A 15726-nucleotide genomic window follows, 5' to 3' on the forward strand; every position below is an offset into this window, starting at 1 on the left:
TTCACTCGCTATGAGAAAGTTACTTCGATTTTTACCCTTTCACTTTTGTGTATTCCTAATTTTTGGAATTTACGTCCAATTGTACCTAGAAATTTGGCGATTTGATTTTTATATTTTTTTCAGTATTCATTTTCTTTTTCTACTAATTTTAGGATTAGTTCATCATAAAAAAATACGAACTTTTTTAACTTTTGGATATTTTTTCTTTGTAGGTATTTCCAGTGTTTTTATTAATGATGATGCCAATTATTCCAATTATTTTGACAGATTTTCAAATAATGATTCAAGGGTAGTTTTAAAAGTTGATAAAGTTTTAAAACCAAGTAGTTTTCATCAAAAATATCAAGTAAAAGTTATAGAAGTTGATCATCAAAAAACCAGAGGTTTAGCCCTGTTAAACATAGCAAAAGATTCTTTTCAAAAGACGTTAAAAGTGGATGAATTGATTCTTGTAAATTCCACTTTTAGTGAGATCAATTCTCCTTTAAATCCACATCAATTTGATTATCAAAAATATTTAAAAAATCAAGGAATTCGTCAACAAATATTCATCGGTAAATCTGATTTTTTACGCCTTGGATTTGGTTCAAGAACCTTGAAAGGTTGGGCTGAGCAATTCCGAAATTTTGTTCAATTTTCTTTAAATACTCATGATTTTAAAGTTGATGAAATTGTGGTTATGAATGCCTTGTTATTAGGTGAAAGAAAAGAGATTTCTAAAGAGTTATTGACTGATTATTCCAATGCAGGAGCCATTCATATTTTGGCTGTTTCAGGTTTGCACGTTGGAATTATCTTGATTTTATTGGTAAAAATTTTCAGTTTTTTAACCTATTTTAAAAACGGAAAAATAGTTCAAACAATTTTGATTTTAATAATTTTATGGATGTTTGCTTTCATTGCAGGCTTGTCAGCTTCAGTAGTTAGAGCGGTAACTATGTTTTCATTTTTAGCAATTGGGCAACAGTTTGGGAGCAAAAGAATCAACCTTTTTTCATTGTTTTCTTCATTGTTTATATTGCTCATTTTTAATCCACTTTTTCTGTTTGATTTTGGTTTTCAACTGAGTTATTTAGCCGTTTTAGGAATCATAACGATGCAACAAAAAGTGTATCATTTTTTTCGATTTAAATCAAAAATTATTGATTTTTTCTGGCAAATTTCCTCAGTATCTATTGCCGCTCAAATAGGAGTTTTACCATTAAGTTTGTATTATTTTCATCAATTTCCAGGATTATTTTTCCTGTCAAACATGGTCATTATTCCTGTTTTGGGTTTTGTTTTAATGATGGGAATTGTTGTTTCTTTTCTTTCAATTTGTAAAATTTTGCCACCTTTTTTAGCTGATTTATACGGATTTATAATTTCATTGATGAATGGATTTGTCAATTGGATTTCAAATCAAGAAGCTTTTTTATGGAAAGATATTTCTCTTTCTTTTTGGTTGCTTTTGGCAAGTTATGTATTGATATTTTTCGGAGTTCGTTTTTTACAAAATACATCAACCAAAAAAATGTTGTTATTTTTAGGAAGTATTGTTGTTTTACAGAGTGTCATTTTATTTGAAAAATTTGAGAAACATCAAACAAAAGAGTTTATTGTTTTTCATAAAACCAAACAAGCCGTTATTGGATTTCGAAATTCAAATACTATTGAAATTCATCATAATGTTGATAGTTTACAACAGCTAAATTCCGTCATAAATCCTTATAAAATTGGTGAAAATGTTGAAGTTTCTTTTAAAAAAATGATTTCAAATGTATATATGTTTGAAAATCAGCCAATATTAATAATTGATAGTCTAGGAGTTTATCAGTTAGAAAATCTAAAAAATTCAGTGGTTATTTTACAAAATTCACCTAAAATAAATTTAGAGCGAATGATTACAGCAATTCAACCTAAAATAATTATTGCTGACGGAAGTAATTTTAAATCGTATATCAATCGTTGGAAAATAACCTCTCAAAAAATGAAAATTCCATTTTATTATACAGGAGAAAAAGGCGCTTTTCGTATGAAAAATTAAGGATTCAATTTGCTTTTAAATTTCTTTTCAAACTCTTCCCAAGTGATATCATTGTAGGCTTCTGTATTGAAAAAAGCCAATACTTTTTCAAAATGTTCTTTTGGTAAATACCCTGGAATTACTTGCAACAATTCTTCGTTTTTGGTTAAGAAAATTGTGCTTGGATACGATAATTTTCCATCTAAAAAAGCTACTGCAAGCTCATGATATTGTGTTCTTCCTTGTTGTTTAAATTTGAAAGTGTGGCCTTTATATTTGATATCTTCTTTGCCCTCTCCATTCAATTTTATGGCATAAAAATGTGTATTGATATATTTTGCAATTACTTCATTTTCATAGGTTTCTTTGGTCATTTTTTTACAAAATCCACACCAATCTGTATAAACATTAATTAAAATAGGTTTTGGATTAGTTTTGTTCAATTCAATAGCTTTTTCAAATGAAAGCCAATTGATTTTTTCTTGTGCATTCATTGAAAATGAGGTGCAAAAGAAAACAAAAATGAGGAGGATTTTTTTCATGTACAGATTATCGATAAATCAATTGCAAATTTACAATTAATTAATAATTTAGGGGAGTTTTAGTAGTTAATCTATTCAAAATTCTTCTAGAATATTTTACACAAAAAAACCTCATAAGAATTCACTTATGAGGTTTTGAGTTTTATAAATTAGATTAATGTACGTTTCCTAATAATTTTTTCATCACTGGAGACATCAATAAAACAACAGCTCCTGCACCCATAGAGTATAATGCTATTAAATGAAATCCATCAGTGTAAATCGATAACGTTTCTAATCCACCAACATTGATGTCAGTACTTTCAACAGCTAATTGTTCACCAATAAATCCTACAATTTGAAATGCAAAAGCCGATGATAAAAACCAAACTCCCATCATAAATGAAACAATATTTTTTGGAGATAAATCTGTAATTTTTGACAATCCAACAGGAGACATAAACAATTCACCAATAGAAATGATAAAATACATAACCAATAAATATGCAAAAGGTACCATGCCATTTTCATCTGCACTTGCACCACTTATTGATAAAATATAGAAACACAAACCCGCTAAAAGTAAGCCAAAACCAAATTTATAAGGTGTTCTTGGATTCAATCCTTTTTTAGCTAAAAATCCCCAAAGTAGTGAAATTGGAATTGCCAAAATAATGATAAACATTGAGTTTAAAGCATTGGTTTGACTGGCTGACATGATGCCATCTAAAGCAACATTTCTTGATGCGAATAAAGTAATTACACTTCCTGATAATTCATGAAAACCCCAAAAAAGTGTCATAAAAAAAGTGATTAGAACAGCCATTATTAATTTTTTTCTTGCTTCTGATTCTAATTTTGCCATGATAAAAATTAAATATCCTAAGACTGCAAAACCTATAAATTTAAAAATTCCACTTACGTAATTTTGTTGCCAAGAAGCTAATAAATATGCAATTCCAGGAGCTGATAAAAATGCAATAATTGGAATTAATGTTTTTTGTGGAATTCCTAACACTTTCTTTTCGTAAACTTCCCTATTTAAAGGCATTCCTCTATCTCCAAAAACATTATTTTTTATTCCACTCCAAAAGAAAAGTAAACCTGTTAACATTCCAATTCCAGCCAAACCAAAACCATAATGCCATCCATATTCAGCTGCTAACCATCCACATAAAAGCGGTGCTACAAAACCTCCAATATTAATTCCCATGTAGAAAATGGTAAATCCTGAATCTTTTCTTACGTCTCCAGCTTTGTATAAAGAGCCTACAAAAGTTGAAATATTAGGTTTAAAAAATCCATTTCCAACTACTATAAAAGCTAAGGCTAAAAAGAAGGCAATATCATTTTGTATTGCCAAAACAAAGTGCCCCAAAGCCATTAAAATTCCGCCTAAAAAAATAGAGGCTCTCATCCCTAAAATTTTATCAGAAATTTGACCTCCAATAACGGTTGATGCATATACTAATGATCCATAAGAAGCATAAACAACTGCTGTAGCAACATCTCGTTCAGCAATAGCTTTGAATATTTCTTGCACCATATAAAGCGTTAACAACGCTCTCATTCCGTAGAAACTGAAACGTTCCCATAATTCAGCAAAAAACAGGTAAAATAAACCTTTTGGATGTCCAAACATTTCTGGCTCTTGAGATGGAATTGTGACTTCTTTGTCTAACATAATAGTTCTTTTTTAAGTTGATTTAAAATTATTTTAACAAGTTTGCTTCTATAAAATTTGTCATTTTGGTGTACAAATTCAAACGCATATTTCGTCCTTCATAAATTCCATGTGCTCTGTCAGGAACAATAAACATATCAAATTGTTTGTTCTTTTCAATCAAAGCATTGATCATTCTGAATGAATTTTGTACATGTACATTATCATCTCCTGTACCATGAACCAATAAGAATTTTCCTTTTAATTTTTCAGCATAATTGATGGGTGAATTTTCATCATAACCAGCAGGATTTTCTTGCGGAGTTCTTAAAAAACGCTCTGTATAAACAGAATCGTAAAAGCGCCAAGATGTAACTGGAGCAACTGCAATAGCCATAGAAAAAATGTCACTTCCTTTTAACAACGAATTTGTACTCATGTGTCCTCCAAAAGACCAACCCCAAATTCCTATTTTTTCTTTGTTTATAAAAGGTAATTCAGCCAATTTTTTGGCAGCTGCAATTTGATCTTCTGTTTCGTATTTCACTAAATTTAAATAAGTTGATTTTTTAAAATCTGCTCCTTTATAGCCTGTTCCACGTCCGTCAACACAAACCACAATAATCCCTTTTTGAGATAACATATTGTGCCAATAATCATTGGTAGCATTCCAAGAATTACCAACTTGTTGCGAACCTGGACCTGAATATTGAAACATAAATAGAGGGTATTTTTTAGTAGCATCAAAATCCAATGGTTTTATCATCCACATATTCAACTGATTTCCGTTGATTTCTATGGTAGAAAATTCTTTTGGACTCATTTTATATTGGGCGATTTTCGATTGCAAATCAGCATTGTCTACAATCACTTTTATTTTTTTTCCATCAGATGAGAAAAGAGAATATACAGGAGGATTTGTTGCTGATTGATAAGTATTGATAAAAAACTGCAAGTTTTTGCTGAAAGCAGCATTATTTTGTCCGTCTTTTTCACTCAATAATTTTTTGTTTTTTCCATTCAAACCAATTGAATAAACACCTCTATTTATAGAACCATTTTCTACAGATTGATAATAAATCGTTTTTTTGGCAGCATTAAAACCATAATAATTGGTTACTTCCCAATTTCCTTTGGTTACTTGATTGATCAATTTTCCATTGAAATCATAATGATAAATATGATTGAATCCATCTTTTTCACTTGTCCAAATAAAACTATTGTCGGTTAAAAAAGTTAAGTTGTCATGAATATCAACATAGGCTTTGTCAGTTTCATTTAGCAACAAAGTTGAGCTACTTTTTTGAGCATCTATTTTATGTAATTTTAAATCATTTTGATGACGATTTAAGGTAGTTGCAACCAAGAAATTAGCGTCATTTGACCATTTTATTCTTGGGATATATTCATAATCACCCAAATCAACTTTTTGAGTTTTGCTAGATGAAACATTGAATAAATGTAAGGTTACAATTGCATTTTTTTCACCCGCTTTTGGATATTTAAAAACTTGCTGAGTTGGGTATAAATCATTCCCAACAATATCCATTGAAAACGTTGGAACTGCTGTTTCATCGAACCGTAAAAAAGCCAAATGTTTGCTATCAGCACTCCATTCAAAAGCTCTTACAAATCCAAATTCTTCTTCATACACCCAATCTGTAATTCCGTTAATAATACTGTTTTTCAATCCATCATTAGTTACTTGAATAGTAGTATTTTTTGAAAAATCTTTGATAAAAATATTGTTTCCTTTTGCGTAAGCAACTTTTTGATTATCAGGAGAAAAAATAGGTTCTTGAATATTTTCTCCAATTAAAGTTACTTTTTTTGATGCAATATCATACGCATAAAAAGTACCACTATATGAACGTCTAAAAATTTGATTAAAATCAGTGCCCAGAATCAATTTTGTTTCATCATCATTAAAACTATAAGATGAAAAGGAACTCATTTCAGATATATTTTTGCTAGAAACAATTGTTTCAACTTTCTCTAAAGTTTCATAACTGTATTTATCAACTGTTGATTCTTTGGTTTGTGGGTTGTAATTCAATAACGAATAAAAATTTCCATTCATTGAATTCAGCGCATTCATTCTTTCAGGTGAAAAAGTGCCATTCCAAATTTCTGTCAAGCTAATTTCCTTTGCATTTTTAGTAGCTGTTTGATTGGTTTGTGCTTTTGTAGTTTCAAAAGTGAGTAACAAAAAGCTAACGAGCATCAATACGTTTTTCATAAAATTTGTAAGTTTTGTAAAAGTTTGCCAAGTTTACGAAATTATTGTCAAAAAATAGCGCTCTCTTTAACATTGCACTTTAAAATGCGCTATTTTTTTATTGATTTAAAAAATAATAACTCTTTTTAACTTCTTTTTTTAAATTAAAAAAGCTTACCTATTAAAGTTAGGTAAGCTTCTTTGTAAAGAAATAAGATTTAGAGTTATTTTTTTTCTTTCTTATCAACTTCTTTGTTTGATGTTTTATCTTCATTACCAATAAATAATGGAGTTTTTCCATCGGTAATGATTATTTTTGAATTCATAGATTTTGATAATTCTCTAAATGCTTCAATGGCTTTGATTCTTATAATGCCATCTGTTAAACCTTCAGTTAGAATAATTTGAGCATCTCTTTCTCCTTTTGCATTGATGATTTTTCTTTCAGCTTCTAATTTTTCTTGTGTTAAAACAAACTCCATTCTCATAGCATCTTGTTCGGCTTGTAATTTTCGTTCTACAGAACTTGCAAGACCTTGTGGTAATTGAATCTGTTTCATTAAAACAGCAATTAACTCAATGCCATCTGCTTGTTTTTCAAGATTTAATTTCATTTTTTCTAGAATTTCTTTTTCAATATTGGCTCTCATTCCTGAGTGCATGTCTTTGGCATAAAATTTTGCGCAAACATCAGAAGCAGCAGATCTAAAAACACTAGTGATGATAGATTCGTAATCTTTACCTAAATTTTGTAAAACGGAAGCGACTTTATCTCCATGTAATCTATGTAAAATGGATATTTCTGCATTTACACTTAAACCTTCTTTACTAGGTAAACTCAAAAAAAGTTTGATGTTTTTTGTTTGAGTAGATTCTTTTACAACCTTACTAATTATGGGATTGTAAAGAATGGTTCCTTGAGTTTTAACTTCAGGAGAAAATGTTCCTAACGTTTGTTTTATACCAACTTCACCTGGTCGTATTACTGCGCAACTTGAACTTATTAGCCCTAATAAAATAATTGCAATGGTTTGATTTTTCATAAATATTAGATTTTTAAGTTTATATTTCAATTTAATTACTCTCAAAATTAATAGTAAAACAATTATAAAAGCGATAATTATAATTGATTTTTCTTATGAATAATCATCAAAAAAAATAGTGTAAAGATTTGATGTTAATTTGTCTTAAAATATTATCAATCTGATTGATAAATATCTTTTTTTTGATAAAATATAGTTGATTTGATAAACAAAATATTCCATCTTTTAAACGTTTAAAAAGTTCTATTACAAATAATTTTAAGGTTTAAATTAGATTCATTTATATTTGTTCTCCTAAGTTTACAAATACATAAATGACAAAAAATATTTCAGGATTTTCAAAACTTTCTAAGGAAGAAAAAATCGATTGGTTATCAAATAACTTCTTTCAAAATCCTACAGATGCTGTAAATATCATCAAACAATATTGGAATGAAAATCAAGCATTACAGAATTTGCACGATGATTTTATCGAAAATACCATCACTAATTTTTACATGCCTTTTGGAATTGCACCCAATTTTCTAATCAATGGAAAAGAATATGTAGTTCCAATGGTTACTGAAGAAAGTTCGGTTGTTGCTGCAGCTTCTTTGGTTGCGAAATTTTGGAGTACTAAAGGCGGTTTTAAAACTACTGTTTTAGGAACTAAAAAAATTGGTCAAGTGCATTTTATGTTTGCTGGAAAAAAAGCCGATTTAGAAAAGTATTTTCAAGAAAATAAAACCGAATTATTTGCTGCAACTGCTTCCATTACTAAGAATATGGAAAAACGTGGAGGAGGAATTTTGGATATTGAATTGATTGATAAAACTGACAAATTAGCCAATTATTATCAATTGCACATCACTTTTGAAACCAAAGATTCTATGGGCGCGAATTTTATCAATTCGTGTTTAGAAGCAATTGCCAACAAATTCCGAAATGATGAAATCGAAATTGTGATGAGCATTTTATCCAATTTTGTCCCTGAATGTTTAGTACGAGCAGAAGTAAGTTGTAAAATTGAAGACTTAGGTGTTGAAAATCCACAAAAATTTGCAGAGAAGTTTTATCAAGCTGTAAAAATTGCAGAAATTGAACCTTACAGAGCAGTTACTCATAATAAAGGAATCATGAACGGAATTGATGCAGTTGTGTTGGCAACAGGCAATGATTTTCGTGCCATTGAAGCTGGTGCTCATGCATTTGCCTCTCGTTCAGGAAAATATACAAGTTTATCACATTGCACAATTGATAATGGAATTTTTACATTTTGGATAGAAATTCCGTTAGCAGTTGGCACAGTTGGAGGTTTAACTTCTTTGCATCCAATGGCAAAAATGTCTTTAGAAATGATGCAAAATCCAACTGCTAAAGAGTTGATGCAAATAATGGCTGCAGCTGGTTTGGCGCAAAATTTTGCAGCTTTACGTGCTTTAACGACCAAAGGAATTCAACATGGTCACATGAAAATGCACTTACAAAACATTCTAAATCAGTTAGGTGCAACCAAAAATGAAAAAAATACGTTGATTGAATTTTTCAAAAATCAGACAGTTTCACATGCTGCTGTTGTTTCTAAATTCAATGAGTTGAGAACTCCAAAAATTACTTGGGTTGATTTTTTAGATGAATCATTTATAAGACAAAAATTGGAAAGTTTATCTCTAGATTCCAAACCCATTTTCGGGTTGATGAACGCCCAACAAATGATTGAGCATTTGAGTGCAATTACCAAAATAGCCAATGGAAATTGGCAAGTTGATGTTTTTGTTTCGGATGAAAAATCAGCCACAAGAAAGCCATTTTTAGATACCGAAAATGAATTGGAAATTGGATTTAAACCCAATTTATTGGCAGAAGAACCAAATCCTTTGCAATTCGAATCGATTGAAAAAGCGATTGATGATTTGATATTTCAAGTACAACTTTTTGTTTCGAATTTTAACGAAAATCCAACAAAAACGGTGGTACATCCTTTTTTTGGTGAACTTGATTTTGACTATTGGAAAAAGTTTCAGACCAAACATTTTACACATCATTTTAAACAATTCGGACTCATCTAATGCATTTTTATTCGAACGGAAAATTATTATTGACAGGAGAATACCTTGTATTAGAAGGCGCAAAAGCGTTGGCAATTCCTACTAAATTTGGGCAAGATTTAGAAGTAATTTCCATCAAAGAACCACAATTGATTTGGGGAAGTTTTGACAACAATGGAAACTGTTGGTTTGAAGCCATTTTTGATTTGCTAAAATTCAGAATCATATCTACCACTTTTGAATCTTCAACTGATGGAAATGCAGATAAAATTGCAGAAACATTGTTAGAAATTTTGTCAGAAGCTAAAAGACTAAATCCAAATTTTTTAAATTCGGAATCTGGATTTTTAGTAAAAACCAACTTGACATTTCCAAGAAATTGGGGTTTAGGAAGTTCATCAACTTTAATCAATTCCATTGCTTCTTGGGCAAAGGTTGATGCATTTCAATTGCTATGGAATTCATTCAAAGGAAGTGGATATGACATTGCTTGCGCACAAAATAATACTCCTATTTTTTATCAATTATTGAATCAAAAACCAGTTGTAGAACAGGTAAATTTCAATCCGAGTTTTCAAGAAAATTTGTTTTTTGTGTATTTGAATCAAAAGCAAGATTCTAAAAAAGGGATTGCTAAATTTCGAGAAAATAAGCAACAAATTCAGAATGAAATCAATGAAATTTCGACTATTTCAGACGAGTTTTTAAAAGCCAATAATCTTAAAGACTTTGAAAAATTGATATTTGAACATGAACAAATTATCAGCTCTATCATCAAATTAAAACCCATAAAACAAGAGTTGTTTTCTGATTATTTTGGAGAAATTAAAAGTTTAGGAGCTTGGGGAGGAGATTTTGTCTTGGCAACTGGCAATGAAAAATCAAACAGCTATTTTGAAAATAAAGGATTTGAAACAATTCTTCCTTACCAAAAAATGATTTTATGAAGAAAATAATCATCATTGGAGGAGGAGCTGCAGGTTATTTTACGGCCATTAATGCCAAGGAAATGAATCCTAATTTGGAAATCATTATTTTGGAAAAAGGTAAAGATGTGTTACAAAAAGTAAAAATTTCTGGTGGAGGAAGATGCAATGTAACACATGCGTGTTTTGAGCCCAAAGAATTGGTAAAATTTTATCCAAGAGGCGAAAAAGAATTGTTGGGGCCTTTTCATCAATTCATGACAGGAGATACTTTTGAATGGTTTGAAAATAGGGGAGTTCCTTTAAAAATAGAAGATGACAATCGTGTTTTTCCTGAAGCAAATTCGAGCCAAGCAATTATTGATTGTTTTCAAAATGTAGTTGATAACTTAGGTATTAAAGTGTTTACAAACTGCGGTGTAAATGCAGTTTATCAACAAGAAAATCAATGGGTTATCAACACTAAAAATCAAGATTTTATAGCAGATAAAGTGGTTTTTGCAGCAGGAAGCTCCAAGATGATTTGGGATTTGTGTGCAACTTTACAGCATACTATTATTGAACCTGTTCCATCATTATTTACGTTTAACATCAAAGATTCAAGGCTGATAGATTTACTTGGAATTTCTGTTCCAAATGCTACTGTAAAAATCGTCAACTCTACTTATGAAGCCTCAGGACCTTTGTTGATTACACATTGGGGAATGAGTGGACCAGCAGTATTAAAATTATCAGCTTTTGGTGCTCGATTTTTGGCATCAAAAAACTATCAATACAACGTGGAGGTAAATTGGTTGTCGAAATCAACAACCTCAGTTTTTTGCATTTTACAAAATTTAAAAAAGTCAGAAGCTCGAAAAACGGTCTTGTTAAAATCGCCATTTCCTGAAATATCCAAAAGATTATGGGAACGTTTTGTAATTGCTTCAAACATTCGTGAAACTCAAAATTGGGCTGACACAACTAATTTGCAACTCGAAAATTTAGCAAATGAACTCACCAAAGGAATTTATAATGCCAATGGCAGAACGACTTTTAAAGACGAATTTGTAACTGCAGGAGGCATAGATTTAAAAGAAATTGATTTCAAACGTTTTGAAAGCAAACTTCATAAAAACCTGTTTTTTGTTGGAGAAATTTTAAATATTGATGCAGTTACAGGTGGATTTAATTTTCAAAATGCTTGGACAAGTGGTTTTATATGCGCAAAAGCGTTGGCTGAAAACTAACTAATTATGGCAAGAACGGAATCAAATGAATTCGAGTTAGGTAGAAAAGCACCTGAATTTAGATTACTAAATACGATTGATGATATTTGGGTTGATTTAGAATCACTAAAAGGAAAAAACGGAACTGTAGTTGTTTTCATTTGCAATCATTGTCCGTTTGTAATTCACATAAATGAAAAATTGGTGCAATTAGCTAATGATTATCAATCTAAAGGAATTCGTTTTATTGCTATAAGTTCTAATGATATTGAAAAATATCCTCAAGATGCACCACATTTGATGAAAAAACTTGCTTTGGAATTAAATTTTACGTTTCCCTATTTGTTTGATGAAACCCAAATGGTCGCAAAAGCATATAATGCTGCATGCACCCCCGATTTTTATCTATTTGATGCCGATTTAAAAGCAGTGTATCATGGTCAATTTGATGATTCAAGACCTGGAAATAACATTCCTGTTTCAGGAAATGATTTACAAAAAGCCATGGAACATCTTTTGCATAAAAAACCTATTTTAGAAAATCAAAAACCAAGTATTGGCTGTGGAATTAAGTGGAAGTGAGGTTCTTATTTTGCTATTTTTAGAAGACAATTTCCCCTCTTTGAGGTTTTAAAGCATCTCTGAAAACTTTCATATCAGCTTCATCTACAATTATAAAAGCACTCACTAACATTTCATTTTTTTCTTGAATATCAATTTCATGAAAAGGCAATTTTTCTAAAGTTGCAAATTCTTTGAGGTGAATCGTGTGATGTTTGGCAGTTTCTAAGGCGTCTTCACCTCTAAAATCCCATAATAGTTTTATTTTTCTTTTCATTTTATTTTAAAAATTAAATGCAGTTTTTTTTCTTTTGACTTCTAAACCCTTTTCAATCATTGATAAAAACAACCAATTCGCCTTCTTCAAAAGAAATGCTTACTTCATTTTCAATGGCTTTATTTCTTGTGCCAATTCGTTTTCCAAAAAGTAAATCTTCATTGTGTAAAGGATATTGCAATCCTGAAGTGCAAATATTGGTTGCTTTTGGCAATGGAACTAATGAAATTATTTTGTGTAAACAGTTTGTAATATTCGTATTTTTTTTTGCCAAAAAATAGGTCCCGTAATTGTCAAAAAAAGTAATTTCTAGACGGTTTTTAAAGCAAATTGCAGTATGTAAATTTCCTAAAAAATGATCTTGTTCTTTGCCACTTGCTCCATAAACATCAATGTTTTTATAGCCTTTATCAACTAGAATTTGCAATATTTTATCAAAATCTGTAAAATCCTGATTTGGGGTACGAATTACTTCAATATCCTTAGGAATTTGAAAATCATCATCAAAATCACCACTGATAAAATCTGGTTTGATGTTTCTTTTTTGCAATTCTTTGTAGGCATTGTCTGTAGCACAAATCAAACTATAGTTTGCTATGTTTGGAAACGAAATTGGAACTTCGCCATTCAATAATAAAAATACTCGCTGAATTTTCATTGGTCAAAAATACGAAAGACTTCATAATTTATTGAGATTAAAATCTTTTAGAAATCCTATCTTTGCCAAAAATATTTTTCATCTTGAATACAGATCAATTTTTAGTAAAATCGCCTTTACAATATGTTGATAAAGCCATTTTTACTTGGCAAACTCCAAGCAATATTGCTTTGGTAAAATATTGGGGAAAAAGCAATCCGCAAATTCCCAAAAATGCTTCAATTAGTTTTACCTTACAAAATTGTCATACCACAACTAAGATTGAATTTCTTAAAAAAAATTACTCCAATGAAGTTGATTTTGAAGTGTTTTTTGAAGGAAAACAAAAAGCTGAATTCAAGCCAAAAATTGCAGATTTTTTCAAAAGAATTGCAACCTATTGTCCCTATATTTTTGAATATCAAATGACAATTCATTCCGAAAATTCATTCCCACATTCAAGCGGAATTGCCTCGTCAGCAAGTGGATTGAGTGCAATTGCCATGTGTTTAATGAGTTTAGAAAAGCAATTAAATTCTGAAATTTCTCAAGATTTTATCACTAAAAAAGCCTCTTTTTTAGCAAGATTGGGTTCAGGAAGTGCCTCAAGAAGTATTGAAGGACCTTTGGTTGTTTGGGGGAATCATCCTGAAATTGAAGGTAGTTCTGATTTGTTTGGGGTGAAGTTTCCACATCGAATTCATCCAATTTTCGAGAATTATCAAGATGTAATTTTATTAGTTGATAAAGGTGAAAAACAGGTTTCAAGCACAGTAGGGCATGAGTTGATGCATCAACATCCGTATGCTGAAAATCGTTTTCATCAAGCTAATCAAAACTTAGCTAAAATGTCCAATATTCTTCAAAATGGAGATGTCAAAAATTTCATCAATTTAGTGGAAAGTGAAGCATTGACTTTGCATGCAATGATGTTGACGAGCAATCCGTATTTTATTTTGATGAAACCAAATACATTAGAAATCATCAATAAAATTTGGAAATATCGTTCTGAAAATAATAGTAATATTTGTTTTACTTTAGATGCTGGCGCCAATGTTCACGTACTTTTTCCTGAAAACGAAAAAGAAACTGTCATGCAATTTATTGAAAATGAATTGGCTAGCTTTTGTTACAAAAAAGAGTATATTTGTGATGTTTCAGGATTTGGAGCAAAACAACTATCATAAATTGTTTATAAATTATTTGATGAAGTATTTTTTAACTTTCTCCTTTTTTTGCTTGATTTTTTTGACAAGTCCTTTGCAATCTCAAGAAATTATTTGGTTGGATGAAAATCTTGAGAAAACATCTCAAGAAAAAGCTGATTTTTACAGAATTGATGAAAAGCTAGAGGGAGAAATCATCTATTACTATAAAAAGAGAACAAAATTCAGAAAGGTTTTTTATAGTAAAGGAAAGTTAAATGGCATGTTTTATGAATATTATGAAACTGGCGAACTCAAAGAAACTGGCTATTATGTAAATGGCTTAAAGGAAGGGGTTTGGAAAGAATTTTACAAAGGTGGTAAAATAAAAAGCAAAGGAAAATATGCAAATGATGAAAAAGTTGGCATTTGGAAAATGTTTTACAAAAACGAAAGATAGTTTCTAAATTTTATCAAAAAAATGTTAAATCGTATTTGTTAATTCTTAATTATCAATTGAATACAAATAATTCGTACTTTTGTGCCGAAAATGAAAAAAAGAATATGAAAAGTCCACTTTTTTACGCTAAAATTCTTCTTTTTGGAGAATACGGGATCATAAAAGATTCAAAAGGCTTAGCAATTCCTTTCAACGCTTACAGAGGCGCTTTGAAAACCACTGATACTTTTGATGAATTTTCAAAAAAATCAAATGATAATTTAAGAAAGTTTTTTACCTATATCTCTAATTTAAACTCCGAATTAGTTTCCTTTGATTTAGCGGCTTTTCAAAAAGATTTAGATAACGGAATGTATTTTGATTCTTCTATTCCACAAGGTTATGGAGTAGGAAGTTCAGGGGCTTTAGTAGCCTCAATTTACGATCAATATGCACAAGATAAAATTACAGTTTTAGAGAATTTAACCAGAGAAAAACTATTGAAATTGAAAGAAATTTTTTCGCTGATGGAATCTTTTTTTCATGGAAAAAGTTCTGGTTTAGATCCTTTAAATTCATACTTAAGTTTGCCTATTTTAATTAATTCAAAAGAACATATTGAACCTGCAGGAATTCCATCACAAAAAGAAGGAAAAGGAGCTGTTTTTTTATTGGATTCTGAACAAATTGGCGAAACTGAACCTATGGTTAACATCTTTATGAATAAGATGAAAAACGAAGGTTTTAGAAAAATGTTGAGCGAAGAGTTTGCCATTTACACTGATGCTTGTATTGACGATTTCTTAAAAGGAAACGTAACTTCATTGTTTACCAACGTAAAAAGTCTGTCTAAAATAGTACTTAAAAATTTCAAACCAATGATTCCTGATGCTTTTCATAAAGTATGGAAAAAAGGAATTGATACCAATGATTACTATTTAAAACTTTGTGGTTCAGGAGGTGGAGGTTACATTTTAGGCTTCACTGAAGATTATCAAAAAGCACAAGAAAGCCTTAAAGATTACAAATTAGAATTGGTATATAGATTCTAAAAGC

General features: G+C 30.2%; 14 protein-coding genes. 8 read left to right on the forward strand and 6 right to left on the reverse strand.

Translation table 11 applies throughout. From position 1 onward, the window contains the following. Positions 1-79: 79 nt before the first annotated feature. On the forward strand, positions 80-2026 hold the full coding sequence (locus WHA43_RS11170; RefSeq protein WP_226742897.1) for a ComEC/Rec2 family competence protein: 1947 nt from the start codon (positions 80-82) through the stop codon (positions 2024-2026). Here the strand turns inward: WHA43_RS11170 and WHA43_RS11175 are convergent. From WHA43_RS11175 to WHA43_RS11190, 4 genes are all read right to left on the reverse strand, one after another. Next, complete coding sequence (locus WHA43_RS11175; protein ID WP_105047121.1) at positions 2023-2547, reverse strand: thioredoxin family protein; 525 nt, start codon at positions 2545-2547, stop codon at positions 2023-2025. The genes WHA43_RS11170 and WHA43_RS11175 overlap by 4 nt on opposite strands. 154 nt (positions 2548-2701) lie before the next feature. After that, entirely contained in the window at positions 2702-4210 is a 1509-nt protein-coding gene (locus tag WHA43_RS11180) for a peptide MFS transporter (protein ID WP_105047122.1), read from the reverse strand. A gap of 28 nt (positions 4211-4238) precedes the next feature. After that, positions 4239-6428, reverse strand: coding sequence for a S9 family peptidase (locus WHA43_RS11185; protein WP_105047123.1), 2190 nt, complete (start codon positions 6426-6428; stop codon positions 4239-4241). Positions 6429-6631: 203 nt separating this feature from the next. Continuing rightward, positions 6632-7450, reverse strand: a complete 819-nt coding sequence (locus WHA43_RS11190; RefSeq protein WP_105047124.1) for a prohibitin family protein — start codon at positions 7448-7450, stop codon at positions 6632-6634. Between the two features lie 314 nt (positions 7451-7764). Here WHA43_RS11190 and WHA43_RS11195 point away from each other — a divergent pair, with 314 nt between their 5' ends. The 4 genes from WHA43_RS11195 to WHA43_RS11210 are packed head-to-tail and all read left to right on the forward strand — an operon-like array spanning position 7765 to position 12193. Continuing rightward, the gene (locus WHA43_RS11195) at positions 7765-9498 is read left to right on the forward strand and encodes a hydroxymethylglutaryl-CoA reductase, degradative (protein ID WP_105047125.1); all 1734 of its coding nucleotides are present in this window, start codon (positions 7765-7767) and stop codon (positions 9496-9498) included. Continuing rightward, complete coding sequence (locus WHA43_RS11200) at positions 9498-10424, forward strand: GYDIA family GHMP kinase (RefSeq protein ID WP_105047126.1); 927 nt, start codon at positions 9498-9500, stop codon at positions 10422-10424. Before WHA43_RS11195 ends, WHA43_RS11200 begins: the two co-directional genes overlap by 1 nt. After that, the gene (locus WHA43_RS11205; RefSeq protein WP_105047127.1) at positions 10421-11632 is read left to right on the forward strand and encodes an NAD(P)/FAD-dependent oxidoreductase; all 1212 of its coding nucleotides are present in this window, start codon (positions 10421-10423) and stop codon (positions 11630-11632) included. The genes WHA43_RS11200 and WHA43_RS11205 overlap by 4 nt, the downstream gene beginning before the upstream one ends. A gap of 6 nt (positions 11633-11638) precedes the next feature. Next, the gene (locus tag WHA43_RS11210) at positions 11639-12193 is read left to right on the forward strand and encodes a thioredoxin family protein (RefSeq protein WP_105047128.1); all 555 of its coding nucleotides are present in this window, start codon (positions 11639-11641) and stop codon (positions 12191-12193) included. A gap of 19 nt (positions 12194-12212) precedes the next feature. Here WHA43_RS11210 and WHA43_RS11215 read toward each other — a convergent pair whose 3' ends face one another. Continuing rightward, entirely contained in the window at positions 12213-12449 is a 237-nt protein-coding gene (locus WHA43_RS11215; RefSeq protein WP_105047129.1) for a hypothetical protein, read from the reverse strand. A 52-nt stretch (positions 12450-12501) separates the two neighbouring features. Next, positions 12502-13107 (reverse strand): thiamine diphosphokinase, encoded by a 606-nt coding sequence (locus tag WHA43_RS11220; RefSeq protein ID WP_105047130.1) that lies wholly within the window; start codon positions 13105-13107, stop codon positions 12502-12504. A gap of 83 nt (positions 13108-13190) precedes the next feature. Here WHA43_RS11220 and WHA43_RS11225 point away from each other — a divergent pair, with 83 nt between their 5' ends. The 3 genes from WHA43_RS11225 to WHA43_RS11235 all read left to right on the forward strand — a co-directional run bounded on the left by WHA43_RS11225 (position 13191) and on the right by WHA43_RS11235 (position 15722). Beyond that, a complete protein-coding gene (locus tag WHA43_RS11225; RefSeq protein ID WP_105047131.1) occupies positions 13191-14273 on the forward strand; it encodes a diphosphomevalonate/mevalonate 3,5-bisphosphate decarboxylase family protein in 1083 nt (360 codons plus the stop codon). A 19-nt stretch (positions 14274-14292) separates the two neighbouring features. Further along, the gene (locus tag WHA43_RS11230) at positions 14293-14691 is read left to right on the forward strand and encodes a toxin-antitoxin system YwqK family antitoxin (RefSeq protein WP_146104922.1); all 399 of its coding nucleotides are present in this window, start codon (positions 14293-14295) and stop codon (positions 14689-14691) included. A gap of 104 nt (positions 14692-14795) precedes the next feature. Further along, the gene (locus WHA43_RS11235) at positions 14796-15722 is read left to right on the forward strand and encodes a mevalonate kinase family protein (RefSeq protein ID WP_105047388.1); all 927 of its coding nucleotides are present in this window, start codon (positions 14796-14798) and stop codon (positions 15720-15722) included. Positions 15723-15726: the final 4 nt, after the last annotated feature.

The organism is Polaribacter gangjinensis (assembly GCF_038024125.1).
Lineage (GTDB): Bacteria > Bacteroidota > Bacteroidia > Flavobacteriales > Flavobacteriaceae > Polaribacter > Polaribacter gangjinensis.